Source organism: Mesorhizobium ventifaucium, assembly GCF_935822925.1.
Classification (GTDB): Bacteria; Pseudomonadota; Alphaproteobacteria; order Rhizobiales; family Rhizobiaceae; genus Mesorhizobium; species Mesorhizobium ventifaucium.
Genome location: NZ_CAKXZS010000055.1, coordinates 1 through 25,724, shown reverse-complemented (window position 1 = coordinate 25,724; position 25,724 = coordinate 1). Strand labels below are relative to the sequence as shown.

General features: G+C 62.5%; 25 protein-coding genes. 14 read left to right on the top strand and 11 right to left on the bottom strand.

The features are described 5' to 3' along the window. Positions 1 to 11 precede the first annotated feature (11 nt). On the bottom strand, positions 12 to 1,244 hold the full coding sequence (locus tag NMG70_RS29580) for an IS4 family transposase (protein ID WP_254027753.1): 1,233 nt from the start codon (positions 1,242 to 1,244) through the stop codon (positions 12 to 14). A gap of 805 nt (positions 1,245 to 2,049) precedes the next feature. On the opposite strand from NMG70_RS29580, the gene pstS reads away from it, so the two are divergent. Both pstS and NMG70_RS29570 read left to right on the top strand, forming a co-directional pair. Beyond that, on the top strand, positions 2,050 to 2,904 hold the full coding sequence (pstS, locus tag NMG70_RS29575) for a phosphate ABC transporter substrate-binding protein PstS (protein WP_367185620.1): 855 nt from the start codon (positions 2,050 to 2,052) through the stop codon (positions 2,902 to 2,904). Between the two features lie 87 nt (positions 2,905 to 2,991). Further along, positions 2,992 to 4,722: a Na/Pi cotransporter family protein gene (locus NMG70_RS29570; RefSeq protein WP_254027752.1), complete on the top strand. Its 1,731-nt coding sequence runs from the start codon at positions 2,992 to 2,994 to the stop codon at positions 4,720 to 4,722. 197 nt (positions 4,723 to 4,919) lie between these two features. Here NMG70_RS29570 and NMG70_RS29565 read toward each other — a convergent pair whose 3' ends face one another. After that, positions 4,920 to 5,690, bottom strand: a complete 771-nt coding sequence (locus NMG70_RS29565) for a pseudouridine synthase (RefSeq protein ID WP_254027751.1) — start codon at positions 5,688 to 5,690, stop codon at positions 4,920 to 4,922. A 579-nt stretch (positions 5,691 to 6,269) separates the two neighbouring features. Further along, entirely contained in the window at positions 6,270 to 6,485 is a 216-nt protein-coding gene (locus NMG70_RS29560) for a hypothetical protein (RefSeq protein WP_254027750.1), read from the bottom strand. A 303-nt stretch (positions 6,486 to 6,788) separates the two neighbouring features. Here NMG70_RS29560 and NMG70_RS29555 point away from each other — a divergent pair, with 303 nt between their 5' ends. Together NMG70_RS29555 and NMG70_RS29550 are read left to right on the top strand one after the other, a co-directional pair. Beyond that, positions 6,789 to 7,052: a metal-sensing transcriptional repressor gene (locus NMG70_RS29555; RefSeq protein ID WP_095491135.1), complete on the top strand. Its 264-nt coding sequence runs from the start codon at positions 6,789 to 6,791 to the stop codon at positions 7,050 to 7,052. After that, positions 7,049 to 8,083, top strand: a complete 1,035-nt coding sequence (locus NMG70_RS29550) for a cation diffusion facilitator family transporter (protein WP_367185619.1) — start codon at positions 7,049 to 7,051, stop codon at positions 8,081 to 8,083. Before NMG70_RS29555 ends, NMG70_RS29550 begins: the two co-directional genes overlap by 4 nt. Before the next feature lie 119 nt (positions 8,084 to 8,202). Here NMG70_RS29550 and NMG70_RS29545 read toward each other — a convergent pair whose 3' ends face one another. Continuing rightward, on the bottom strand, positions 8,203 to 8,640 hold the full coding sequence (locus NMG70_RS29545) for a YybH family protein (protein WP_254027749.1): 438 nt from the start codon (positions 8,638 to 8,640) through the stop codon (positions 8,203 to 8,205). A gap of 619 nt (positions 8,641 to 9,259) precedes the next feature. On the opposite strand from NMG70_RS29545, the gene NMG70_RS29540 reads away from it, so the two are divergent. After that, positions 9,260 to 11,029: a cation:proton antiporter domain-containing protein gene (locus NMG70_RS29540; protein ID WP_254027755.1), complete on the top strand. Its 1,770-nt coding sequence runs from the start codon at positions 9,260 to 9,262 to the stop codon at positions 11,027 to 11,029. A 23-nt stretch (positions 11,030 to 11,052) separates the two neighbouring features. On the opposite strand, the gene NMG70_RS29535 is transcribed toward NMG70_RS29540, so the two are convergent. Beyond that, on the bottom strand, positions 11,053 to 11,409 hold the full coding sequence (locus NMG70_RS29535; protein ID WP_254027748.1) for a VOC family protein: 357 nt from the start codon (positions 11,407 to 11,409) through the stop codon (positions 11,053 to 11,055). Between the two features lie 272 nt (positions 11,410 to 11,681). On the opposite strand from NMG70_RS29535, the gene NMG70_RS29530 reads away from it, so the two are divergent. Beyond that, positions 11,682 to 12,146, top strand: a complete 465-nt coding sequence (locus NMG70_RS29530; RefSeq protein WP_254027747.1) for a hypothetical protein — start codon at positions 11,682 to 11,684, stop codon at positions 12,144 to 12,146. A gap of 267 nt (positions 12,147 to 12,413) precedes the next feature. Here the strand turns inward: NMG70_RS29530 and NMG70_RS29525 are convergent, their stop codons facing one another. Next, entirely contained in the window at positions 12,414 to 12,815 is a 402-nt protein-coding gene (locus NMG70_RS29525; RefSeq protein ID WP_254027754.1) for a VOC family protein, read from the bottom strand. A gap of 105 nt (positions 12,816 to 12,920) precedes the next feature. Between NMG70_RS29525 and NMG70_RS29520 the strand changes: the two genes are divergently transcribed. Together NMG70_RS29520 and NMG70_RS29515 are read left to right on the top strand one after the other, a co-directional pair. Further along, positions 12,921 to 13,232, top strand: coding sequence for a hypothetical protein (locus tag NMG70_RS29520; RefSeq protein ID WP_254027746.1), 312 nt, complete (start codon positions 12,921 to 12,923; stop codon positions 13,230 to 13,232). A gap of 10 nt (positions 13,233 to 13,242) precedes the next feature. After that, positions 13,243 to 14,133, top strand: a complete 891-nt coding sequence (locus NMG70_RS29515; protein WP_254027745.1) for a sigma-70 family RNA polymerase sigma factor — start codon at positions 13,243 to 13,245, stop codon at positions 14,131 to 14,133. 75 nt (positions 14,134 to 14,208) lie between these two features. Here the strand turns inward: NMG70_RS29515 and NMG70_RS29510 are convergent, their stop codons facing one another. Further along, the gene (locus NMG70_RS29510; protein ID WP_254027744.1) at positions 14,209 to 15,306 is read right to left on the bottom strand and encodes an AraC family transcriptional regulator; all 1,098 of its coding nucleotides are present in this window, start codon (positions 15,304 to 15,306) and stop codon (positions 14,209 to 14,211) included. Between the two features lie 76 nt (positions 15,307 to 15,382). On the opposite strand from NMG70_RS29510, the gene NMG70_RS29505 reads away from it, so the two are divergent. Next, positions 15,383 to 16,495, top strand: coding sequence for a DUF1330 domain-containing protein (locus NMG70_RS29505; RefSeq protein ID WP_254027743.1), 1,113 nt, complete (start codon positions 15,383 to 15,385; stop codon positions 16,493 to 16,495). A gap of 273 nt (positions 16,496 to 16,768) precedes the next feature. Here NMG70_RS29505 and NMG70_RS29500 read toward each other — a convergent pair whose 3' ends face one another. Next, positions 16,769 to 17,926 (bottom strand): sulfite oxidase, encoded by a 1,158-nt coding sequence (locus NMG70_RS29500; RefSeq protein ID WP_301555196.1) that lies wholly within the window; start codon positions 17,924 to 17,926, stop codon positions 16,769 to 16,771. Positions 17,927 to 18,173: 247 nt separating this feature from the next. Between NMG70_RS29500 and NMG70_RS29495 the strand changes: the two genes are divergently transcribed. The 3 genes from NMG70_RS29495 (at position 18,174) to NMG70_RS29485 (ending at position 21,329) form a co-directional block, all read left to right on the top strand. Next, on the top strand, positions 18,174 to 18,806 hold the full coding sequence (locus NMG70_RS29495; RefSeq protein WP_254027741.1) for a DUF1326 domain-containing protein: 633 nt from the start codon (positions 18,174 to 18,176) through the stop codon (positions 18,804 to 18,806). Between the two features lie 8 nt (positions 18,807 to 18,814). Then, complete coding sequence (locus tag NMG70_RS29490; protein WP_254027740.1) at positions 18,815 to 19,729, top strand: DUF2182 domain-containing protein; 915 nt, start codon at positions 18,815 to 18,817, stop codon at positions 19,727 to 19,729. 82 nt (positions 19,730 to 19,811) lie between these two features. After that, on the top strand, positions 19,812 to 21,329 hold the full coding sequence (locus NMG70_RS29485; RefSeq protein ID WP_254027739.1) for an FAD-dependent oxidoreductase: 1,518 nt from the start codon (positions 19,812 to 19,814) through the stop codon (positions 21,327 to 21,329). A gap of 113 nt (positions 21,330 to 21,442) precedes the next feature. Here NMG70_RS29485 and dinB read toward each other — a convergent pair whose 3' ends face one another. Continuing rightward, entirely contained in the window at positions 21,443 to 22,684 is a 1,242-nt protein-coding gene (gene dinB / locus NMG70_RS29480; RefSeq protein WP_254027738.1) for a DNA polymerase IV, read from the bottom strand. A 222-nt stretch (positions 22,685 to 22,906) separates the two neighbouring features. Between dinB and NMG70_RS29475 the strand changes: the two genes are divergently transcribed. Further along, the gene (locus tag NMG70_RS29475) at positions 22,907 to 23,434 is read left to right on the top strand and encodes a hypothetical protein (protein ID WP_254027737.1); all 528 of its coding nucleotides are present in this window, start codon (positions 22,907 to 22,909) and stop codon (positions 23,432 to 23,434) included. Positions 23,435 to 23,470: 36 nt separating this feature from the next. Here NMG70_RS29475 and NMG70_RS29470 read toward each other — a convergent pair whose 3' ends face one another. Continuing rightward, positions 23,471 to 23,839: a hypothetical protein gene (locus NMG70_RS29470; protein ID WP_436798485.1), complete on the bottom strand. Its 369-nt coding sequence runs from the start codon at positions 23,837 to 23,839 to the stop codon at positions 23,471 to 23,473. Between the two features lie 188 nt (positions 23,840 to 24,027). On the opposite strand from NMG70_RS29470, the gene NMG70_RS29465 reads away from it, so the two are divergent. Continuing rightward, on the top strand, positions 24,028 to 24,330 hold the full coding sequence (locus NMG70_RS29465; RefSeq protein WP_023799072.1) for a hypothetical protein: 303 nt from the start codon (positions 24,028 to 24,030) through the stop codon (positions 24,328 to 24,330). A gap of 270 nt (positions 24,331 to 24,600) precedes the next feature. On the opposite strand, the gene NMG70_RS29460 is transcribed toward NMG70_RS29465, so the two are convergent. Continuing rightward, the gene (locus NMG70_RS29460; RefSeq protein WP_254027735.1) at positions 24,601 to 25,296 is read right to left on the bottom strand and encodes an XRE family transcriptional regulator; all 696 of its coding nucleotides are present in this window, start codon (positions 25,294 to 25,296) and stop codon (positions 24,601 to 24,603) included. Positions 25,297 to 25,724: the final 428 nt, after the last annotated feature.

The window sequence follows — 25,724 nt, the reverse complement described above, 5'->3', positions numbered from 1 at the left end:
ACCTATCGGATTCACACATCATGAACATCGAGCGTGGCTCCGTATTTGATGGCGGAGAATTCGGCCAGGCCGATGCGCATGACCTTGGGGCCTGGCTTGCCGTAGTAGCCGGTCCAGCCGCCGAGGCGAGCGATAACCCAGGCTGCGAAGGCCAGAGATCCTTTGGGATGGGGATTGCGTTGTCGCTCGGTCTTGCCTTCAAGCTTGGCAGAGACGGCTTCGAGAATGGGACGGTCGTCGGGATCGAAAGCATCGCTGAGCCTCTGATCGGTGTTGCCGTCGCGGGCCTGCACGAGTTGCTTGATGGTGACGGCGGCGATCGTGGCGGCGGCGGCGAAGTTGATCATGGCGTGCGGGTCGCCGATGTCGGCTGCCTCGATGTCGAAGCCTGCCGTCTTGAGGGTGCGGAAGAACTCCTCGATGACCCAGCGCGAGCGGTAGAGGTCGACGACACGGCGTGCCTGGGCCACGGTGGCGACACTGTGGGTGGTCAGCAAGCGCCAATGCACCGGTTCGCTGCCGTCTTTCGGCTTCGAAACCTCGCGAACATCGACCAGTGTCAAACCGATGGTCTCGGGCAACGCCGGATCGGCTCCGTTGAGTGGGCGCCGCACCGTCACCGGCGCGTAACGCACCGCCAGTTCGGCATCCCGTGCGCGTCGTCCGGGCGCGGCGGGGATGGTCACTTCAAAGCGGCTTTGCTCAGGCTGGGCGTCGATGAAGGCGAACAGCAAGCCTGGCTCTTCTTGCGCGGCCTCGATGCGCCGGTTCTGGCAGGCCCGCACGATCAGGTCGACATTGTGCGGACGTTCGGCGAAGAGTTCATAAAAGTCGCTCTCGCGATCCGACACCATGGTGATGCTGGCCGCCCCTTCCAAAACCGCGCCGGCCTGCTTGGTTGCATCGATCCAGCGCTGCGATTCCTTGTTGGCTGTCGCCCGCTGGCGCCGCGGCGCCAGTTCTCCTGCGCCGCGGTTCCAGACCTGCATCGAAACCAGGCCCAGCAGCGCTCCCGTGCCGGCCTCTACCGCCAGCACAGGGTGCAGCAGCAGACCTGCTGCCTTGCCATTGCCGACCGGACCGTAGCCTGCCCGCGCCCGCCGAGAACCCAGCGCCAATTCCGAGCTGTCTTGCACGGCAACGACATGGCGACCGGCCGCGCGCGCCCCGGTCTGTTCGCCGGCATGCCGCGACATCTCCGCAGCGCTCACCGAGCGATTGCGCAGAAATCGCGTGAACTGCATCTCGCCCGCCCGCCTGCCGCCGAGCCGGCGGATACACGACCCAGGCCGCGCAACCAGCGCGGCATGCAAGCAGGCCCCCCTTTTTCCAGGCGGCGATCGCCAAATCGCCCCAGCCCGTACTCGATGCCGGTCATTCAAAGCTCCTTCGTCTTTCCGGCCGCAATAGAATCGAGCTTCGCCGCAAAGCGCAACCGAGATGTGTGAATGCGATAGGTATAGAGACGGGGAGAAGGACACTGACCGCAACCTTGGCACCCTTTCCGCAACGCTGGTGATTGGCGAAACCATCGATGAGAGCGCCCCTCTCCCCGTCACTATACGGGGAGAGGATGCCGGCAGGCAGGTGAGGGGCAGCGCAAAGCTGAAGCGATTGGCTGCCGAACAATCCTTCAGGCAAACACGGCGATCGCGGAATATCTGAAATAAAAAGTTCTGCCCACAAAGCTCTTTGTCATCCAATCGTTAACCAAGGTTCATACGGTGAGCGATGTTGTTTCTCTGCCGGCGTTGGTTCGCCGGGCGGATGACTGTTGATATCTGCCAAGACTGAAAAGTAGCTATAGTCGGGGATTGCCATGATGTTTCCAGCAAGCTTTGCGTCACTACGGCGCAAATGGGCGAAGATAAGTGGCGCCATTATGCTTGCTGTTGCCTTGATGATCGGGGCCGCTGCGCAGGCTGAGCCTATTCGCGGCGCTGGATCGACATTGGCCGCCCCGATCATCGGCAAATGGGCAACGGCCTACGAGAGCGCTCGCGCCGACGGCGGCGACTATGTCTCGCCCGACTGGAAGGTTGACTTGAAATTGTCGGCTCGCTCGCCGGCGTCCTGCGTCTCGATCAGCCGGACATCGACTTTGCCGCGACCGATGCGCCGATCAATGCCGCTGAACTCAAGAAGGCCGGCCGCCAGCAGTTTCCCATCGTGATGGGCGCCATCGCCGTCGTCGTCAATCTCGACGGCATCGGCCCGGGAAGCCTTCGCCTGACGGGGCCGCTGCTGGCCGACATCTATCTGGGCAAGATCCAGTCATGGTCCGATCCCGCGATCAAGGCGGTCAATCCGGATCTGACGCTGCCCGATCTCAGGATCAGCGTTGTCCATCGCAAGGATGGTTCCGGCTCGACCTTTGTCTTCACCGAGTATCTGTCGGCCCTCAACGATGAGTGGAAGGCCAAATACGGCGCCAATACGCTGATCTCGTGGCCGCTCGGTACTGACGCCGAAGGCACACAGAACCTCATTCGAGCCGTGCGTGAGACGAAGGGCGCGATCGCCTATGCCGAATCCGGCCAGGCCCAGCGCGCCAGCCTTGCCTACGCGCTGATCCAGAACAGATCCGGCAAGTTCGTCAAGCCGGAGCCGGAGGGCGTGCAGGCTGCCGCGACATCCATCGACTGGGCGCAAACGGCCGACTTCTTCGCCTCGCTGACCGATCGAGACGGCGATGCCGCCTATCCGATCAGCACGGCGGTGTTCGCGGTCGTTCAGGTCTCGGGCCGTTCGGAACATCGCTATCGCCGCGTGCACGACCTCTTCCGGCTCGCCTTCGCGCAAGGCGCGGGCGACGCCGCCGCGCTCTGCTACGTGCCGCTGCCGAAAGCGCTCGTCGCCCAGATCGAGCAATATTGGGCAAGGCAGGAGCCCGTCGGAAACTGAGCGGAAGAACCAGGCTGCTGCTTCGCGCAGCACCTGAACTGAACGTCATATCGCGCCGTGATGGCGGCTTGTTGGGGACTGCGTGACATGGACATCGATATCTTCAAGGACATCCTCGTGCCGGTAATCGGCGGGTTGGGCATCTTCATGCTCGGCCTCGACTTCATGGCCAACGGCATCCAGGCGCTGTCGGTCAACCGGATGCGCGCCTTTCTCGCCAAGGCCGCCGGAACGCCGATCAAGGGCGTGCTTGCGGGAACGCTGATCACCGGCGTCATCCAGTCGTCGACGGCGATGAGCGTCATGGTCGTCGGCCTGGTCAATGCCGGCGTTATTGCGCTTCGACCGGCGATCAGCGTGATCATGGGCGCCAATATCGGTACCACGCTCGGCAACGGGCTCATCGCCCTGCCGCTCGGTCCGCTCGGACTGATCCTGGCCGGCGTGTTCTCGCTGATCTATTGCTTCGCCAAAAGCGAAAAGGTCAAGAACATAGCGCTCGCCGGCATGGGCTTCGCGCTGATCTTCTATGGCCTCAACCTGATGACCGGTGGCCTGCGTCCGCTGCGCAACCTGCCCGAAGTCATGGCCCTGCTGCAAACGCTGACGGCCGATTCCTATCTCAACCTTCTCAAATGCGTGTTCATCGCTGCCGGCGTGACCGCCATGATCCATTCGTCCTCGGCGACGATCGGCATTGTGATGGGCCTTGGAGCCGCCGGCATTCTCGACTGGACGACGGCCGTCGCCTTCTCGCTCGGCGCCGATCTCGGCACCACGATCACCTCGTGGATGGCTTCGCTCAATCTTTCGAAGAATGCCAAACGGACCGCTTATGCGCACATCTCGTTCAACATCATCGGCGTGTGCATCACCATCCCGCTGTTCTTCGTCTCCATGCAGGTCCTGGAATGGGCCATGCAGTTCTTCGGCGGCGATCCCGCCATTCCGGTGATCGTCGACGGTAAGGAGACCTTCCCCCTGGTGCCGGTCGCGGTCGGTCTCTACTCGACCTTCTTCAACGTCTTCAACACGCTGTTGCTGTTTCCGTTCATCGGGGTGTTCGAGCGGGTCCTGTCGCGTGTCGGTCATACGGATGCCGAGGACACGGAAGATTTCTCGACGCCGCGATTCCTCGACCGCAAGCTGGCCGGCGATTTTGCCAAGGCCGTTCCCGCCGTCCAGCAGGAGACGGCCCGTCATCTTGAGGCCGGCGCAATGTTCCTCGACATCGCACGTTCGTCGAAGAAGGCGCCGTCGGATCCGGGCGAGCACTATCTCGCAACCGATATCCTCAGCCGCGACATCCGCGCCTACACCGCCGAATTGATGAAGGAGGACCTGCCCTACGAGCAGCTCGACCTGATCGCCAGCCTGATCGAGGAAGCCGACTTCACGGCTGCCCTGACGGAATCGATGCATCAGGTGGCGCGCCGCGTCAGGCGCGAGAAATTCAGCGGCCCGGCGCAGGCCATCGTCGACGTCGCGCTGAGCAAGCTCGATGCCTCGCTACGGGAGATCTTGCCGACTTACGGTGTCTCCGACCCGAAGGTGCCGGCCGGCCATGTCAATCTCCCGGAGGTCGAGGAACTGCGCGCCCGCACGCTGGCGCTCGGACCCAATGCAGGCGCCGCCGAACGCGGCACGATCCTGGCCCTGCTCGGATCGATTGAGCGCGCGGAAATCCTGATCCAACGCATCGATGCCGAGCGCAAGTCGGTCAACCGGCAAAGCGTGCTCGCTCGGGCGTCGGCACGCAAGGAGGCCAGGCCGCACGCGATGGACGATCCCGGCCTCAGCCCGGTCCCGGCCGAGTAATCGTCGAGGTCGGGCGGCGGGCCGCCCCTTTCCCTTCTCCCCTTGTGGGAGAAGGTGGATTGGCGCGTAGCGCCAAGACGGTTGAGGGGTGCTGGAAGGATCGCCGTCGGCGCCAAGATGGAACACCCCTCATCCGACCTCGCTTCGCGAGGCCACCTTCTCCCACAAGGGGAGAAGGGAGAGCGACGCATCTTCGCTCAGGCCTGAAACAGCGCCAGCTCTTCCTTCGTGAGGTGGCGGGCCTTGCCCTTGGCGAGGTCGCCGAGCTGCAACGGGCCGATCGCCACCCGCACCAGGCGAAGCACCTCGACATCGTGCGCCCCGAGCAGCCGGCGGATGTGGCGGTTGCGGCCCTCGTCCAGGGTGATTTCCAGCCAGGCGGTGCTGGTGCCGCTGCGCAGGATTTCGATCGAGCGCGCCGTCAAATCTTCGCCATCGACCGTGGCGCCGGCGCGCAACCGCGCCAGCATGGCCGCGTCGGACAGGGCGCCGATCTGCACATGATAGACCTTGGCGACGTGCGAAGCGGGGTCGAGCAGGCGCTGCGCGAAACGGGTGTCGTTGGTCATCAAAAGCAGGCCCTCACTGGCCTTGTCGAGACGGCCGACCGGCGACACGAAGGGCAAGTCGAGTTCTGCCAGGCAGTCATAGACGGTGCCGCGGTCCTGCGGGTCGTCGCGCGTGGTGACCAGGCCGCGCGGCTTGTTGATCATCAGGTAGACCTTGCGCTCGGCGATGACGCGGCTGCCGTCGACCTCGATGCGGTCGCGGCCGGGATCGACGCGCAGCGAGCCGTTGCGCACGATTTTGCCGGCGACCCGGACGCGCCCTTCGGCGACCAGAATTTTCGCCTGCTTGCGCGAGCACAGGCCAAGCTTTGACAGGGCACGGCAAAGGCTGACGCCGGGGGAACCGACGCCCGAATTAGGCGAGGGGCGTGGCCGGCCGGTGTTCGGCCGTGGTGTCATCGTTTTGCGTGATCGTTCCGGCAAGGTCAGGACTTTCCCGCCAGCCCATCGCCAGCCCTGGCGAGCGTTTCCATGCCTTCGCTGAGGCGCTGAATCAAGCCCTCGCCAAGTCCGCGCAATCGATTCTCCAGTCAGGTGAATACTGCCTAACAGAAAGCCGCCAGGGTGGATATGTGGATTCTCCTGTACGAGTATCCGCGCCAGCCCGGCGCGCGGGCTGGTGAATGCGGTGCTTTCAGGCGACGGCAACCCGACGCAGCAACGGCTGCGCCTGGACCGCTTTTGGAGAGCTTTGCGATGCGCGCCGAGGCTGGCGACGTTTGCGCTCTACGGCGCCCCCCCTCTGTCCTGCCGGACCTGCCGGACATCTCCCCCACAAGGAGGGAGACGGCAGCTTTGCCGACCGCGCCTCTTTTTTCAAGGTTGCGATTGACGAAACCAGTGATGACGGCCGATCTCTCCCCAAGTGGGGGAGATGTCCGGCAGGACAGAGGGGGCGCCGTAGAGCGCCAACGCCGCCGACATTGGTCGCAATCGCTCCCTGGCCTCCGACGCTGATCGCCGGGGGCGCCACGATAGTCAGTTTGTCCTGGGCTCGTCCTCGACGACGAAAGACGCGGCAATCAGGTCGTCGGCATCGAGTTGTAGGGAGCCTTCGCCTCCTCCCATGATGGCGGCGACCTTCTGAAAGGTTTTAATCTCGTGCTCGGTAATCCGGGCGCTCCGCATCCTGGCTTTGAGATCAGCGACACGCAGCCCCAATGTGTGGGACGTTCGAATTTCACGGTTCGACATCACTATATGCTCCTCCCCAACCCATGCATTTGCCTCCCCGCCGGTATTCGCCCGTCACCTATGGTTGCCTAAAAATGAGGCATGGCGAATACAGCGCCCCGAACGCGTGGTGCGAGGGAAGGTTCCCGCGCGACACGGTCACGAAATAATACGGCGCAACCAGCGGCCGGCAAAGCTATCCGTAGGAGGGTGGCAGGTCGCTGGGCGCGCCGAGGGTTTTCTTCGGGCTGTGGGACACTCAGCGCAAAGTAAAGTAAGTAGAAAAGATTGACTATATCCTCGGGGGGAGGATACAAAAGAAGCATGTCCGTAAGCATCCATCGTTCGCATCCTGCTATCGTGAAGCGTCTGAAGCGTGCGCAAGGCCACCTTGCGGCGGTGCTGTCGATGTTCGAGGCGCATCGTCCTTGCGTTGATCTGGCGCAGCAACTCCATGCCGTGGAGAGCGCCATCAGCAGCGCAAAGCGCGAACTGATCCACGATCATATCGAGCATTGCCTGACGGATACCGCGGAAGCCGGCGGCAACTCGCTGGCGGAACTCAAGCAACTGGCGAAATACCTGTGATCCGTCAAATACCTGTGAGCCGTCTCGGCGCGCACATTCTCGACTGGTTCGGGTTCGGGTCGCGCGATCACGCCGCGCATGGTCATGGCCACCACGATCAAGCGACCGGGTCGCACGGTCACGGGGTCATAGATGCGACCATTGCGACGACCGACCGAGGCATCTGGGCGATCAAATGGTCGTTTGTCATCCTGGCAATCACCGCCGCGATGCAGATGGTCGTGGTCGCACTGTCGGGCAGCGTGGCGCTGCTGGCCGACACGATCCACAACATCGGTGACGCCACCACCGCCATTCCGCTGTGGATCGCCTTCTTGCTGGCCCGGCGCAAGCCGTCGCCGACCTTCACCTACGGCCTAGGCCGGGTCGAGGACCTGGCCGGGATGATCATCGTCGGGATCATCCTGTTCAGCGCCATTGTCGCCGGTTACCAGGCCATCGACCGATTGATCAATCCACGCGTGGTGACGCATCTTGGCTGGCTGGCGGCGGCAGGCCTTGTCGGCTTTCTCGGCAATGAGGCCGTCGCGGTGTTCCGCATCTGCGTCGGCCGCGAAATCAACAGCGCCGCACTGATTGCCGACGGCTACCACGCCCGCACCGACGGCCTGACCAGCCTTGCCGTGGTCCTCGGAGCGTTCGGGGTCTGGCTCGGTTTTGCGTTGGCCGACCCGATCGTCGGCCTGCTCATCACGGTTGCGATTTTGGGTATCGTCTGGCAGTCGGCCCGCTCGGTGCTGACCCGCATGCTCGATGGTATAGATCCTGATGTCATCGGCGACATCCACCATGCCGCCGCGCATGTGCCGGCAGCGCGCATTGTCGAGGCCAAGGCGCGGTGGATCGGTCACAGGCTGCACGCCGACATTGCCATCGCCGTAGAAGAAAGCCTGCCGGTCTGCGAAGCGAAAAAGCTCACGGCAGCGCTGGAAGACGAGCTGTTCGAGCACATGCCGGCGCTTGCGGCGGCGAATATCAGATTGGCGAGCGCTGATGCCGATCATCGCCACGGCGAGCACGACGGGCACTAACGGTCGCTCCGACCGGCTCGTCTCTGTTATCCTCAGCTGATGTTCCAGACGCTTGTTGAATTCCAGCGCACGATTTACTCTTCGCCCCGGCATCGGTGACCTAAGGGTCCAAACCGCGTCTATCGGCGGAGTACCGAATCGGCCGGCTGGGCCGTCGTTATCGGATCGGCATGACGATGCACAATCTTCCAGAGACCAACTTCTGGGCGAAAGACGCTCGTCACGCGTAACGCCAAAGGGGTGACATCGCTCCGACCGCCAACCTTGGACCTGAGCCGCTCTACTTCGACGAGGTATGCCAGTTCGGACGTCACACACTTCGCTACGTTCTCGAAGCCGGTAGCGTCGCCGTCCCTGTAATTCGATGCCGCTTGCTCCATCGTCTCAGCGACCTGCTTCCATCCATGCGCGAAAGGGCCAAAGGGATTTCCCAGTGTTACATCGTCTCGTTGGGAAAAGAGCTTCTTCGCAGGCGCGGGGTTCCCTTTCATGAACTCATCCAGAGCCAGGTGGTATTTTTCAACTGCTTGATCGAAGTCATTGGCGTCGAGGGACATGTCACATCCTCCCTGTCGTTTTATCTCTGATCCGGACTGGCGACTTCCGCAGGTCAACATTCTGTGTGCGCAGCGGTGAGGCATTTCCCCAACTGCTGCGCAGTGCAGGTTGGCGTGGTCAGTATAGCACGGCGCGAGGCAAGTTTTCGCGACAGCGTTTTGAGACGGCTCGGTAATGGCCGCTCCCCCGCCCGTTCTAGCCGTTCAAATTGCGCGTCAAAATTCAGGGTGCCCACTCCCCGGCTGCACCTGCTGCGGTTGCCCTCGCTGTCGCGAAATTCAGCCACCGTGCGGCCTCGCTGCCAGGGCGCCTGGCGCGAGTCGCGTGTACGACGCGCGTCAACCGTCTGCAGCAGGTGGCGATACAGATCGCCTTTCTGGGCCCGCTCTTCACGGTGCTCGGTTTAAACTTGACGGCTGCTACGCGCTCGCCGCCGGCACGGCGGGCAACTGCCCGAAGCGTATCCACCGGCCGGATCGACCCTCCAGACCTCCAGTTCGCCATTGGCGAGATCTGCTGCGTGAAAGATGTTGAGACCGCCGCGTCTTGGTCCATTATCTGTGAGCTCGTGCCCGCTTGACCGGAGCGCCAAGCGTGGCCGGAAACCGGATTGGGAAGATGCCTCAGGCGCCACTTATCGCAACCCTTGTCGCCGGCCTCGGGCTCGCCTTCATTCTCGGCACGTTGGCAAACCGACTTCGCCTGTCACCACTGGTCGGCTACCTCGTTGCTGGTGTCTTGATTGGGCCGTTCACGCCCGGCTTCGTTGCCGACCAAGCGCTGGCGCGCCAACTCGCCGAACTCGGCGTGATTCTGCTGATGTTTGGCATAGGGCTGCATTTTTCGCTGAATGATCTGCTCTCGGTAAGAAAGATCGCGATCCCTGGTGCTGTCGGTCAAATGGCTCTGGTGACAATGCTCGGGCTCATCGTGACGCAGGCGATCGGCTGGCCGATCGGAGCCGGAGTGGTGTTTGGGTTGGCCCTGTCGGTTGCAAGTACAGTCGTGGTTCTACGGGCGCTGCAGGAAATGCGGCAGCTCGAAACCGATGGCGGACGCATCGCAGTCGGCTGGCTGGTCGTGGAGGACCTAGCCATGATCCTCGTGCTGGTACTGTTGCCGGCCTTCGCCGGGGTGCTCGGTGGCAGTGTCAACGGGGCAAACCTTAACGGCAACGACCTGTTCAAATTGTTTGAGCCGCAGACCATCTGGAGTGCGCTCGGGCTTACGTTGGCCAAATTGGCGGCCTTCTTCGCGATCATGGTTGTCGTCGGCCGACGTGTCATTCCGCCGATACTCCACTACGTCGCTCACACGGGCTCGCGAGAACTTTTCCGTTTGGCCGTGCTGGCGATTGCCCTTGGTGTCGCTTTCGGAGCAGCCGAACTCTTCGGCGTCTCGTTCGCTCTTGGGGCTTTCTTCGCAGGAATGATCCTTGCCGAATCCCAGTTGAGCCAAAGGGCCGCTCAGGAAACGCTGCCGCTCCGCGACGCATTTGCCGTTCTTTTCTTCGTCTCCGTAGGCATGCTGTTTAACCCCATGATCCTGGTTGAGCAGCCGCTGCTCGTCGGCGTGGCATTTCTGATCATCGTCATTGGCAATGCCACGGCCGCATCAGCCATCGCATTGATGTTCGGCTATCCGTCCTACGTGGCCCTGACACTCGGCCTAAGCCTGGCACAAATCGGCGAGTTCTCGTTCATCCTTGCGGGATTGGGCGTCGACCTCGCGCTTCTTCCCGAGGCGGGACGTGACCTGGTGCTTGCGGGAGCAATCCTTTCGATCCTCATCAACCCGCTGCTATTTGCGGCGCTGGATCGGCTGACGCCGTGGCTCAAAGCACGAGAACGAACCATTGCCACGCAAGAAGGTAGAGCCGAAACACCCGAACTCGCGGCTACCAGCCTGACAGACCACGCGGTGCTTGTCGGCCATGGACGGGTCGGAAGTCTGGTCGCGGAGACGTTGCAAACGGCAAGGCTGCCTTACCTGGTGATCGAGGAACGACAAGTGACAGTAGATCAGCTGCGCGCCCGCGGCGTTGATGTCATTGCGGGAAATGCTGCCCAGCCGGGACTACTTGAGGCCGCCAACGTTGCCTCAGCCCGGTGGTTGATCAGCGCCATTCCCAATCCGTTCGAGAGCGGCAACCTCATCGAGCACGCCCATGCCATCAATCCAAAGCTCGAGATCATCGCCCGCGCCCATTCCGATGCTGAAGTGGATTACCTGAAGAAGTTCGGCGCGGATCTGATCATCATGGGCGAGCGGGAGATCGCGCGCGGCATCTCCGATCACATTCTGAGCCGGATCGATGCCCCAGCCGCCCCCGCCGCCGACCAGAGCCAAAACGCGCGCCAGGTCGACTCAAAACCGATGGCCGGGTGAGCGCTCCTCGTCAACGAGCGCCGCTAAGCAGCCCCGGCTTTGTGCGCCAAAGGATGCCTCGGTTGGTAGAGGCCAAGCGAGCCGCCACTGGGAAGCGAGACATGCGTGAGCAGGCCCCAGCCTTCATCGCTGACCGAACTGCATTCAACATCGTGCGATTTCAGCTCCTGGATTGTGGCATCGATGTCTTCGCACATGAGATAGACTTCGTGGCTGTCGGTTTCGGCGGCCGGGTGAACGGCAATCTCGGCCGGCGGCAATGCGAAGATCAACCAGCCTTCGCCAGCATCGATTGCTGGAAAACGCAGAACACTGCGAAAAAATGCGCGGTCCGCCTCGGCATCCGTGCTGTAGATGATCATGTGTGCGCCGGAGATCATGGCTCCTTACCTCCCTGAAAGTGATGCGAACGAGCATCCGAAACGGCAGCTTCAGTTCGATATAGGTCGGTCGGCCGTGATTGCAGGTAGAGCGGGAGGCTAGGTCTTCAACAGCCAGATCAAATGGCTGTAGTTGAATTCGCGAATTCAACGCCCAAATACACGCGCGGACATGTTGCTTAGACGTGTTTCGCGGATTTATACTGGATTTTTGGCGAGCCTGCCCCGGCACGCGGCCTGGGTGGCAGCCCGGCTCTACGGTGGAGGTTACCATGAAAATTGCGTCGCTAGTAACTCTCTTTACGCTGTACTCGGCTCCCGTAATTGCAGCAGACTTCCCGAAAAGTGGAGAGGCGGAATACGATACCTACTACGTATTCGAGACTGTGGCCAAAGTGGACAGCGGCGTTGGCACAGGGGGAATAGACGAATTCACCGGTCTCACGCGTAACGTCAAAGGGGATGGCCCGTTCCATGACATGTCGGTGCACTGCCTCGGGCACTGGACGATGATCAACGATGATTTTAACTTCGATGGCAGTTGTGTCGAAACCGACAAGGACGGCGACAACGTCTTCACAACATTCGATAACCAGAACCACTACATCGTCGGAGGTACAGGAAAGTACAAAGGAATTACTGGAAAGGCCCCCTATACCCCGGTTCAGCTACACGAAACAGTTGGCGGTCGAATCGGACGTGTGGTCAACCATAAGGCGTCTTGGGAGATCAAGTGAGTTCGGACACTCCCTGGGCGGCCCGGGTATGGGCTCTGCGCCTGCGCCCGGATCGTCGCCTTCTACCGCGCTCACCCGTCGACCAGCCACAGCTAGCCAGACCCTCGGCCTGCGTCTCCTTGGATCGAGACCGGATCTTCCCGACGGCGTTGGAATTGGCGCGTAGCGGCCTTTCGGACGAGCGGCTCCGAACGTCCGTTTCCAACCCTCTACAGCCGTTCAAATTGTGCGTCAAAATTCAGGGTGCCTGCTCGGCGGCTAGTCCGTTTATTGGCTGCCGATCACCATGCGATTGCCCTCGCTGTCGCGAAATTCCGCACCCGTGCGGCCCGGCTGCCACGGCGCCTCCTGCGGTTCGGTGATGATCTCGACGCCGCGCGCCTTCAACGCAGCGATCGTGGCCTCGACATCGTCGTCGACCAGTACCAGCACTGGGTCCGCGCCTGGCGTGTCGTCGGAGCGCCTCACGAAATGCAAGTTGGTGACAGCGCCGGGAAATTTCAGCTCAATCCAGCGCCGGCCGCTATCGCGCATCTTTTCGTCGGCCGCGATCTTGCCGGCGAAATGCTTGTATCGAACGCCTTTGGCGCGGTCCTGGTCGACACCGGCAGTTCGGGAACCGGATGTGCATTGATCGGTCTCCTTGATGGCGGCCGCGCGGCCGCCCACCGTCAAGGACGACGTGGGCCGCCGAAAAGAATTATGCCGAGCCCGAGAATCTTTTCGGCAACTGCGGTCGTCTTCTGCTCAGACCATCCATTCAGGAGATGAACCATGGGCTACAAACTCATTCGCTACAGCGTGAAGGACACCAGGCTGGAAGAGAACCGCGCGCTGGTGGCAAAAGTGTTCGAGGCGCTGGATGAGACGGCGCCGCAGAGCGTGCGCTATCTCGTGCTCGAACTCGACGACGGTGAGTTCATCCACGTCGTCGGCGAGGGAAATGACACATCCGCGCTGACCGGGCTTGCCGCCTTCGAGGCGTTCACGCAAAACCATGCGGAGCGACGTTCGACCCCGGTCAAGCGGTCGCCTGCCAAAATCATCGGCAACTACCGTGTGCTTGAGGAGAGCAAGGCCGGATAGAATGGTCGCCATGATCCAACGGAAATTCGATCGGCCGGCGCTGGAGGCGATGCTCTCCGGCTTGCGCCCAAAACTGCACCGCTACTGCGCCCGCATGTCCGGCTCGGTGATCGACGGTGAAGACATCGTCCAGGAGACGCTGATCAAGGCGCTGCAGGCGGTCGACGCCAGCATGACGGTCGAGCGGCCCGAGCAATGGCTGTTTCGCATCGCTCATAATGCCGCGCAGGACCATCTGCGCCGGCGCCATCGGGAAAGGTCGCGCATGACCGAAACCGACATGACCACGATCGAGGATCCTTCCGGCAGTGCCGACAGCAGGCTCGCCGCGGCGAGCGGCCTGCGCCGTTTCATGCAACTCTCGGTTGCGCAGCGCAGCGCCGTGATCCTGGTCGACGTGCTAGGCCTTTCACTGCACGAAACCTGCGAGGTGACCGGCGCGACGCTGGCCGCCAGCAAGGCGGCGCTGCATCGCGGGCGGGCGCAGCTGCGCTTGCTGGCGTCGCAGCCTGAGCACGTCGCCGCGCCACGGCTCGACGCCGATGACGAGCGACGGCTGCGCCGCTATGTCGATCTGTTCAACGCGCGCGACTTCGACGCGGTCAGGGCGCTGATCGCCGAAGATGTCCAGCTTGAACTCGTCAGCCGGCTCCGCCTGCGCGGCAAGGCCGAAGTGTCGACCTATTTCGGCAATTACGATCGCGTCAGCGACTGGACGCTGTCGCTGGGCTTCGTCGACGGCAGGCCGGCGATCCTGATCCGCAATCCGCAGGAGCCGGGCGGTGTGGTACGCGGCTTCATGCTGGTCGAATGGCGGGACGAGCGGGTCGTCCAGATCCGCGATTTTCGTTATGCACCCTGGTGTCTGGTCGATGCCGAGATCAGCACGGTGGAGGGGTAGGGGAGGGCTGGGGATGGCGCGCGAAGGCGTCTGTCGGAGCATATTGTATTCCTCAAATTGGCCTCCGGCCGCCCGCTATCCGCGCCGGCCACCGCGCCAGCCAGCCGGCGAGACGCCCGCGAGCTTCTTGAAGCTCCGGCTGAAGGCCGCTTCGGACTCGTAGCCGACATCACGCCCGACTGCCGAGACTTTGGCCAGCCCATCAGTGAGCAGTCGTGCGGCCAGTTGTACGCGCCATCGCGTGAGATACTGCATCGGTGGGCAGCCGACGAGACGCGTGAAGCGGGCCGCGAGGACGGACCGCGAGACGCCGGTTTCGCGTGCGAGTTCTTCAATTGTCCAGCCACGCGCCGGATTCTCGTGGACAAGCGCAACGGCCCGGCCGACGGCGGGATCGCGCAAGCCGCCCAGCCAGCCGGTCTGCTCCGGCGGTAGTGCCTTAAGATAGCGGCGAACGACCTCAACGAACATCAATTCGCTGAGGCGCAGGCGGATGCATTCAGCGCCAGGCCGTTGAACGGACACCTCTGCCAGCGTCAGCTCGATCAGCCGGTCGAGCAGGTCGCTCGGTGCGCCGGCCGCGTGCCGGATGCGTATCAGCGGAGGAAGGGCCCCGAGCAGAGGGTTGAACGGCTGTGCATCGCAACCAAGAAAACCGCAGACATATCTGGTCAGGAGGGGGCCGTCGCCGCCTTCGTTGACCGCGAAGGGCAGTTGTCCGGCCGCCATGGCGCGAAAGAAATCGAGCGAATCTTCCAGGCTCAAACCTGACCGCACTCCGGGCGCACTGCACATCGCGTACGAATCCTCATGCGGGATCACAAGTATGTCGCCTTCGGCAAATTCCATCGGCGGACCGCCGGCGATGCTGACCGAGCCCGATCCTTGGGTGATGATGTGGTAGGAAATCACATGTTGGGCGCGCGGCAGGATAAGACCGGCAAATGAATCCGCCCGCGGCACTTCCACGCTCCAGGGCGAAGAGGCATCGACCCAGAAGAAAAGCGCGCCGGTGAGCTTTACCACGCGCAGCACATCCGAAAGCACATCCTTGTCCGGCGCGGCCGAAGGTGCGGCATCGGGAACGACTTCTTCCGGTGGCCGCCCAGGCGATGGCGCATGAACGGACGCTGCGGCAAGCGATTGAGACGCTGGGTCATGGAGCGTGCCCATGGCCAAGTCTACTATGCGCCGAACAGCATATCCACCGCGCATCCCGCGGAGCCCATGCGATCAACGGAGGTCGGCCATGTCTACTTATTGCTTCTTCGACGTGCGTGAAATCACCGACCAAGCCAAGGTCGAGCAGTATCTGGCAGGGGTGTTTGCAACGGTTGAACAGTATGGAGGGCGCTATTTGGTGCTGGGCGGGAAATCCGACCTTGTCGAAGGAGACTGGCAGCCGGTCTATCCGGTCATCGTCGAATTTGCCGACGGCGAGCATGCCCAGCGATGGTACTCATCGCCTGAATACGAGCCGCTGAAGGCGCTTCGCGTCGTCGGAACCCGATCCAACGCAGTGTTCCTTGAAGGTGCAACGCCGGGATCGGCGGAAGCGGCGGTCCAGACCCACCGGGGTAAGACATCGAAAACTCCGGCTGAAATCTACGACTCACTGTTCGTTCCAGCGCTGTTCCGACAATGGGGGCCTATTGTCGCCGCCGAGGCGCGAATAGGGAGGGGCGACCGCGTCATCGACATCGCCTGCGGTACGGGTGTGCTGGCGCTCGCGGCCCTCGACCGCGTTGGCGCGGAGGGCAAGGTGGTCGGGCCTGACCCCAATCCCGACATGCTTTGCGTTGCCCGCCGCAAAAGCACTCGCATCGAGTGGCGAGAAGGGCGCGTCGAGCAGATTCCTTTTCCGGATGAAAGCTTCAACGCCGCAGTCAGCCAGTTCGGCCTGATGTTCTTCGACGATCGAGCAGCCGGACTGCGGGAAACGATGCGCGTGGTTAAGACCGGCGGCCGGCTCGCCGTCGCGGTCTGCGACTCGCTCGACCAGTCGCCCGGCTATGCCGCAGTGGCGGATATGCTTGAACGGCTGTTTGGAAGCGACGTTGCGAACGCGTTCCGCGCGCCCTTTGTGCTCGGCGATGCGGAGTTATTGCGCTCGCTCTGCGCGAAGGCAGGCATAGAGCGTGCGGAGGTGAAGCGGCACCGCGGAACGGTCCGGTTTGCCTCGATCGAGACGCTGATCTCGACTGAAAGAGCCTGCATCTGGACGTTGGGCGGGCTTTTGGACAACGAGCAGTTCAAGCGGCTTCTGGAGGAGGCCGAGCGGGCACTTATGCCTTTCGTGACAGCGGCCGGCGCCGTCGCTTTCGACATGCCGGCGCTCGTCATCACGGCATCCAAGGACTGACGCTGGGGACCGATTTCCAGGTATTCCGGCCGTCCTGCCGAAGGTCCGAGAAGGATCGGCCCCGGCCGCTCGACCTTGATCGCTTTAACGACCGCTCCTGGCGTCATTTGCTCGTCCCCATGGACGAGACGAATCGCAACAGTTCACCGAAGCGGTCGTTCCGGGCATCTACGATGCGCGTCTATTTTGCCTCCCCAAGCGGACCTAAGATTGCTTGGACAACCAGTCTGCGCTGCCTGCTTCACCTTCCCGCGTGCTGCAAAGTCTATCAAATCAAACGACACGCACGCGGCGCGTCACCTGGCCATTGCTTTCCCAGTATGTGTGTTTCTTGGCAATCAAGGGATCGTCCATTGCCGGTTGAACTTGTCCCGTGGTGCTGACCGCGCGCGAGGTCACCGTGTGTTCTCCGGGAGACGGATTGGCCCAGTCCAGGGACCAAATCTTCCAGGCGTGTTCGGCCTCCTCGCTGTGGTCGATGATCGCCGGTGCCCATGGTGCTTGATCGATTTGCACTTCGACCCGATCGATCGGTGCCCCCCAGGCCGCCCCAATGATGCGGTAGTCTGAGTCCTTCCGGGTGACCTTTGCGGGCGCTGACTTTATCCGTGCCCGGCCGACTGAGTTCTCGGTCCACACGGTCTCGCCATTGTGCTCTTCCTCCCGGATGGTGACATAGTCACGGGCCATCAGAAGGCTCATGAAGCGGGTGTCGCGAACCTCGATGCGCTCCAGCCACTTGACGTTGGCGATGCCGTACCAGCCCGGAGCAATCAGCCGCAGCGGAAAACCGTTGGCCGCCGGCAAGGCGGCTCCGTTCATTTCATAGCAGAGCAGGTTGTCGGGGTTCTTTGCATCGGCGAGCGACATGCTGCGAGCGAAGTTCTGCTGCATCTTGACGTCGCGTATGGGGACTTCGCCTTTGTCGGTCCCGAAAAAGACGACCTCGATGCCATTTTCCAGAACGCCGGCTTCCTCAAGGATCGGTGCGAGAGGCGTCCCGGCCCAGCGGGCATTGCCGATGCCGCCGGTGAAAAAGGGAAACCCGTGGTTGCCTGAGCATTCGACCGTGAATACGACCTCCTGGCGCGGCCGCGCCTTGATGTCGGCGAGCATTAATTTTAAGGGCTTCTTGACCAGGCCGCCGATCTCCATCGACCATGTCTTCTCGTCGATCGTTGGCCGGTTGAAATGCGAGATGCTGAAGAACTTGTCGTTTGGCGTTATCCAGCTGTCCAAATCCTCCCAGACAAGCTGCTTCTGGATACCGACCGGATCGGGATTTTCGGTCGGCTGGTCCAGCCACGGAATAACCTCCTCGCTCGGCCGTTTTGGAAAAGCGTAAGCCCGACGCGAGGTATAGAGAGCAGCGATTGCGACAAGAGCCGCGCTTCCCTGAACAAGAAGTTCTCTGCGCTGAAAATCAGGCATGTTGTTTACCTCCCAGTTGATCCGGAACAGGCTGCAACGTGCCTTAGGCCGCAGCCTGATCACGGATAGGCGCCAGAGCGTTTGCCAACCCGGAGATTATCCGGACAGGTTAGGCAATCAGCGGCGCATCTTCATGCATGTGAAGCATTGGACGAAACTCTTGCTTGGGTTTCGCCTTTTTAAGGGTGCGCCTTTGAGAGGGAAGAGTCCAGGTGTATGATGATGGTCTAATATCAGGGAGGACAGCATGACGTCTTGGGAGATCAAGGGACGCGAACTCGTCAATTGCACCTGCGAATATGGCTGCAACTGTCAATTCAATGCGCTGCCCGACAAGGGCCATTGCCATGCCGTGGCGGGCATCCAGATCGATGAGGGTCATCATGGCGAGACCGTCCTTGACGGCCTGCGCATCGCCGCGATCTTCAAATGGCCCGGCGCGATCCACGAAGGCAATGGCGAAGCCATCGCCTTCGTCGACGAGAAGGCAACCGACCGGCAGCGTCAAGCGCTGCTGCGCATCATGACCGGCCAGGACACCGACCCGTTCGCGACGATGTTCGCCGTCTACGCCTCGACCGTGACAAAAATGAATGAGCCGGTTTTCACCAGGATCGATCTCGACCTCGATGTCGACGGCCGCAGGGGGCGCATCTTCGTCAAGGACTACATCGAAACGGTCGGCGAACCGATCCGCAACAAGGTGACGGGCGCGGACTCGCGCGCCCAAATCGTGCTCCCGAACGGCTTCGAATATGCAGTCGCCGAGATCGGCAGCGCTTCGAGCACAACCAGCGGGCCGGTTCAGGTGAATATGAAGGACAGTTACGGCCAGTTCGCGCGGCTGCATCTCAACAATCACGGGGTGGTGCGAGCCTGACGCGCCACATGAACGGCGCGTCGCCACTGGAACGGCTGCTCAGACGCGACCGCGTCATCACGATTGCGGGCGTGCTGACGCTGTGCCTGCTGGCCTGGCTCTATATCGTCGCCGGCGCAGGGCTCGGCATGAATGCGTGGGAGATGTCGAGGCTCGCGCTATTTCCCCATCTGCAAACCGCCGACGTGGCCTCCGATATGACTTCTGACATGCCTGGCATGGACATGCCCGGCATGGATATGTCTGGCATGGATATGTCCGGCATGGACATGAGCGCGATGGCGACGGAGCCGCGGGTCTGGGGGGCCGCAAACTGGGCGCTGATGATCGCCATGTGGTGGGTCATGATGGTCGCCATGATGTCGCCGAGTGCGGCGCCGACCGTCCTGCTCTATGCGCGCGTGCATCGCCATGCGCTGGCGCAGGATCAGATCCAGGACAAGCTCGCGCCGACCGGCGTGTTCATGGCAGGCTACCTCCTGGTCTGGCTGGGGTTCTCCGTCGCGGCCACCGCATTGCATTGGCTGCTCGAACGCGAGGCCTTCGTTTCCGCGACGATGATGAGTTCGCAAAGCCGCTGGCTTTCAGCCATCGTCCTGATCGCCGCGGGCCTGTATCAGCTCTCGCCCTTCAAGAACGCCTGCCTGTCGCATTGCCGGGCGCCGACGGCGTTCCTTGCCCGACACTGGCGTCCCCACGCAGTTGGCGCGCTGCGTCTTGGCGCACTGCACGGGGCGTTTTGTGTCGGATGCTGCTGGATGCTGATGGCGTTGTTGTTCGTGGGTGGCGTCATGAATCTGGTGTGGGTTGCCGCGCTCGCCATTCTGGTGCTGGTGGAAAAGCTGTTTCCTGCCGGCCCGTGGGTCGGCCGGGCAGCCGGCATCGCCCTGATCGCATGGGGCAGTGCAACGCTTTTGGTCTGACGACCAGGGCCGCGCAAAGGCCTGGAGGAACTTTGAATCCTCGCGTCCGTTTATCGAATTTCGTGGATGGGAGGTTCCGCCGATGAATGTCAGCGAGGAGAGGACTGTATCGCTCTGGGCAGTGACCGAAGTAGCCCCCGATGCGCCGCCGCTCGGGCAAAGCGAACAGGTCGATGTCGTGGTCGTCGGGTCTGGAATTGCCGGACTGTCGGTCGCCTACGAACTGGCCGTCGCCGGGCAAAAGGTGGCTGTCCTCGATCGCGGCCGGATCGGAAGTGGCATGACGGCTCGCACCACTGCGCACCTGTCATCCGTCTGCGACGACTATTTCTCGGAACTGATCAAATTGCGCGGTGAGGACCTGGCGCGGATTTTTTATCAAAGCCAATCGGCCGCTATCGACCGCATCCAATCCATCCAGCAGACGGAGCTTATCGCGTGCGATTTCCGGCGCCTTGACGGCTTTCTCTTCCCGGCTTCCGGCAGCCAGGAATCCGATATCAAGCGCGAGCTGGACGCCGCTCTGAAAATCGGTGTCGACGTCGAGAAGACCAGGGGCGTGCCGTTTGCAGGCTTTTCGGATGCGCAGGCCCTTCGATACGCCAATCAGGCGAGCTTCCACCCGCTCAAATATCTCCGCGGGCTGGCCGCAGGCATCCGCGCGCGCGGCGGCGTGCTTTATGCTGATACCATCGTCGAAAAAGTCGAGGAGACTGATGGCGGCGTGCGCGTAACTACGTTTTCAGGCGTAAGCGTGTCTGCCAAGTCGGCCGTTGTCGCCACCAACTCGCCGATCAACGATCGGGTCGCGCTTCACACCAAGCAAGCGCCCTATCGAACCTACGCGTTGTCGTTCGAGATCGCGCGCGATACCATTCCGGATGCGCTGTATTGGGATACTGAAGACCCTTATCACTACGTTCGGCTTCAGCCTGGCGAAGGTCGGACCGACTTCCTGATCGTCGGAGGTGAGGACCACAAGACAGGGCAGGCCGATGATGCCGGTGACCGTTTCGCGGCCCTGGGGGCTTGGACCAAAAGGCTGGTGCCCGATGTCGGCGTCGAAACCAACCGGTGGTCCGGGCAGGTGATGGAGACCGTCGATTATGCGGGATTCATCGGCCGCAATCCTGGAAACAGCCGCGTCTTTGTGGTGACCGGGGATTCCGGCCAGGGCATTACCCACGGCGTCGTGGCCGGCCTGTTGATTTCAGACCTGATTCTGAAGGAGGAAAGTCCCTGGCGCGAACTCTACGAGCCGTCGCGCAAGACGGCAGGCGCGATCGGCGATTACCTGTCGGAGAATGCAACAGCCATCAAGAGTTTTGCCGAGTATATCGCGCCTGGCGAGATCGATTCCGTCGACAAGTTGCGACCGGGAGAAGGTGCCATCGTTCGCGAAGGGCTCACCAAAATCGCCGCCTTTCGCGATGACGACGGTACGCTCTACAAGCGTTCGGCCGCATGCACGCATATCGGCTGCCATGTCCACTGGAACTCCCTCGAGCGCTGCTGGGACTGCCCCTGCCACGGTTCGCATTTTGCAATCGATGGCACGGCTTTGAACGGACCGGCGGTTTCGCCGTTGGCAGGGGAGTAGGGCAGTAGGGCAGTAGTCAGTGGGACAGTGGGGAAGAAAGGGCCATTCCCCTACTCCCTACTGCCCTACTGCCCTACTGCCCTACTGCCCTATTGCCCTAATCCCCTACTGCCTTACAATTCCTTTTCGGCCAGCTCGCGAAAGGCATCGGGAACCGACCGCGATTCCCCGAGCGTGACCGAGGCATAGCCGACAGCCTCCCAGCCGAAGCGGTCGCGGATCTTGTCGACGGCGCGGTCGGCAGTCCAGCGTGCCGCGCCCTTCCTGGTGCCGGGGCGGCGGCTGTCGTCGTCGAGGCCGAGCGGCAGTTCCAGCTGCAGGGCCGGTTGCTTCTCCAGATGCGACACGGCGATCGCCAGCAGCGAGATGGTCTTTTCGTGCGGATGATCGACAAGCACCTTGCGCACCAGCGCCTCGGCGATCTCGGCCAGCGTGGCGGTTGCCGAAATCGGCTGGTCGAGCGTGATCGAACGCGTCACCGAGCGCAGATCGGCAAAGCGAACGCGGACCGTCACCGTGCGGCCGGGCCGGGATTTCGCCCGCAGCCTGGTGGCGACCCTGTCGGCCAGATGCAGCAGGGTGGGCACGAAGATTTTTGCCTCGGCCGGTCTCCTGCCGAGCGCCGATTGCGCGCTGGCCGAGCGCGCCCGGCGCTGCGTCTCGAGTTTTCTCGGATCGCGGTTCCAGGCCAGCGCGTTGAGCTTTTCGCCCGCCGCCGGCCCGAGCAGCCGCTCCAGCGACCCACCATTGGTTTTCGCCAGCTCGCCGATGGTGCGCACACCAATGCCGGCGAGACGCTCCCTGGTGACCGGGCCGACGCCCCACATCAGCTCGACCGGCAGATCGTGCAGAAACTCCAGCTCGTGGCGCGGATCGACCACCATCAGCCCGTCGGGCTTGGCCACTTGCGAGGCGATCTTGGCCAGGTGCTTGGTGCGCGCCACGCCGACCGAGATCGGCAAGCCAAGTTCAGCCCGCACGCGGCGGCGGATGGTTGTTGCGATCTCGGCCGGCGGGCCGAACAGATGGGTGCAGCCGGCGACGTCGGCAAAGGCCTCGTCGATGGAAATCCGCTCGACCACCGGCGTGAAATCGCTGAGCACTTGAATAGCCGCATCGCCGAGCCGCTGATAATCCTTGAAATGGCCGCCGACGAAAATCAGCCCGGGGCAGAGTTCACGCGCCCGCCGCCCCGGCATACCGCCACGCACGCCAAAAGCCTTGGCCTCATAGGACGCGGCAAGCACGACCCCGCCGCCGACGGCGATCGGCTTGCCGCGCAGGGCGGGGTCGAGCAACTGTTCGACCGAGGCATAAAAAGCGTCAAGATCAGCATGGAGGATGTTGGCTTCCATCCGGCCCGTTCGCCCGCGGTGGTTCGAATGCCGCATTGTCTTTAGGGTGGGTTTGTGTGGAACATAAAGAGAACATTGTGGGTGGATTGTCAAGGAGCGTGGAGGGGCAGCGCCAACATACCTCTGGCCGCACTCGGTTCAAAATCTAACAGCTTCCGAGCGAGATTCTAAAGGAGAAGAGGCATAGAGGACTGCGCGCATTTTCGCCAAATGGGGGTTGCCTTGATCAATAGTTCCGCCATCGCCAGCGTCGTGCTGACTGTGGCCGTTGTGGTCGGGGGGCCTGCAACGGTGACAGCCGATACGCTCTTGAAACCGAGAGACGGGCAGGCAGGTACCTGGGCGGTTAAGCGCGAGTGCAAGCGCCTTGTCGTGCGGAACGAGAAGCTCATTTGCACTGGAGAGGTCACGCGCACGAAATTTCCGGACGGAACGATCACTTTCAGGTTTTCCGACGGCGAGAACTGGCTGATCTTTCGGACGAAGGAGACAACGGCCAGGCTGTGGCAAGGCCACAAGACTATTCTCGACATTGATGGCGTTGCCTTCGGCCGCAGCGGCCGCGCGCCTGAATTCATTACCAAGATAACCGGCGCGGGATGCTCGTATGGAGTTCCGTATTTCGGCCAGGCCGACATAAATTGCAGGGCCATTGTCGATTTCCGGATGTGGGCTGCGACGGTCAAGACGGACGGGCGGCTGCCGGTGCCGGATAGCGAATATATTCCGCCAACGCGATCCGCACCGTAGCTGACATTCGCAGGGCCTGCCTGCCGACTCTCCAGCTTACGCCGCCTGCCGCGCCCAGAGGCGGTGGCCGTAGCGGCGGAAGAAGCGCGCCAGGAGGCGCTGCTGCCTGGCACGGGCGAGATCGGCGCCGCGCCTTTCCTGGCGCCAGCGCGGCATGTTGCGATAACAGGCAATGAAGCGGGCAGCGTCCTCGATCGCCTCCTCAGCCGACTGCGCCGGGCGGATCGCCGCCAGGAACAAGGCCTCGCCGAGCTTCAGCCGGTCGACCAGCGCCTTGCGCTGGTCGTGGCCGAGGCGCGCCCGGCCTATGCCGTCGAGGCGGATAGCGGCGAAGGCGGCGAGCATGGCCGGGCTGTCGCCGCTATAGCCGCAATCACGGGCGAACTGGGCGGAGAGCGCGTCCATCTTCGTCTCCTTGGCCGGCGGCGCGACGGAACCCGGTCCCGCCGTCCATTCGTCCGGGTTCTGCATATAAGCATAACTCAAAAAACGTGACAAGTTAGACTTTTGCATGGGTTGAGCGGAACCGACTCGACTCTTCGGGAAAAACCCCTAATGATGTGAACAAAACAGGAACTGAGGCATCAGGGACGATGGCATTGCCGGGCAAGGAAGCAACGATCGCCGAGGTCGTCTCGATTGCGGTCGAGTGTATCGATTGCGGTCGAAACAGATGGTGGAAGCCGGCGGAGCTGAGGCGTTTCGGGGTGACCGCGCAGACGCCGCTGGCGGCGCTGTCGGGGCGGCTTCGCTGCTCGGCCTGTCGCGCCGATGGCCTGCCGGGCGCGGCGGTCTCGATCCAGGCGGCGTTCATCGACGAGCGGCAGCAGCGCCGCGCCGAGGCGCGGATGCTTGGCGAGCGCGAGGTTCCGCTGGAGAGATCCAGGCGGGCTTGATGGCGCCCGCTTGCGGGGCAGGCGAATCGCAGGTGGAAAGCCGAGGCCTTCGCTCTACGATGTAACCCCCTAACCCTCCCCACAAGGGGGAGGGAGACTCCGTTGGTGCTGACCTTGGCAAATTGCCTGCCTTTCGGCGTCAAGGGGAATTGAAAGCGCGCGGCGGCGTTCCCTCCCCTTGTGGGGAGGGTTAGGGTGGGGGTCCATCTTCGAAAGAATCCCTTTGCGATTGCCCTGCCGTTGCGGGAGAGGCGGCGCGCTCCGCCGCCCTTAATACCCCAGCAGTTCCTTGAGCGGGATGACGCGCCAGACGTGCTTGATCGCGTAGCGGTTGAAGGTCAGCGTCTTCGGCGGATTGTACTGCTCGACGACCAGCTCGGCGGCGGTCCGCTTGACCAGCTTTTTGATGAAGGCCTTGCCGTTGCGCTCGTTTTCCTCGGGAAACATCTCGATCACCACGTGGTCGCCGGGCACAGCATCGCGGCCGCCGCAATAGAGCATCTCGCCGGGCTCGTAGCGCGGCACCATCGAGTCGGAGAGCACGTGCAGCGCGAACACCTTGCGCAGATGGGCGATGCCGGGCGGGCGCTGGACATAGCCGGCGACCTCGCCGTTGAAGGTGAAGTCGCCGTCGTCGCCGCCGACCGCAGCACCCAGAAGCTCGATGTCCATCGTGCCGGCGGGCAGCGGGGCGGCGTCGGTGACGATCTCGGCGTCGGCGTCATTGTCGGCGTCGTCGAGGAAGACGACCTCGCCCCTGCCGAGCGCCACCGGGTCGACACGCAGGAACGCGGCGGTCTTCAAAAGGTTCTCGGTTTTTGGCAGGTTGCGGCCGGTTTCCCAATTGCCGACAGCGGCGACGTCGGTGTCGTTATGCTCGGCAATATGGCGCATCACCAGGCCGCGCTGCTTGCGGGCCTTGCGGATCGCCGCCCCGACCTTGATCGACAATGAGGTTTTCGCCATGGCGCCATCTGAAACATAAGAAACGGTTTCGTCCATGAAAGAATGGCTTGCATAATTCTTAGAGTTATGCTTATATACAGCCATGCACAAGCCACGCCGCTCCATCTCGCTTTCCCATCCGTTCCGGCTGTCCTCCTCCCCGGCCGGGACGAAGCCCGAGGCTCGCGCCTCGGCTCCGGTCGCCCTGCCGTCAGCGGCGGCGACCGGAACGGCCGGAGCCGTCCCCCTCACGGCTCCGGCCCCGAATTTCGGCGCGTGCAATGCCGGCCTTTCGTGCATCCGCACCGAGGACGGCACGGTCATCGTCTTCGACCGGCGCACGGGCAGGACGGTTTCCGCTGGGAGCGGTAATCGGCGACGCCGCGCTGCCCCTCACCTGCCTGCCGGCATCGTCTCCCCGTGAACGGCAGGGGAATCGCATATGGCGA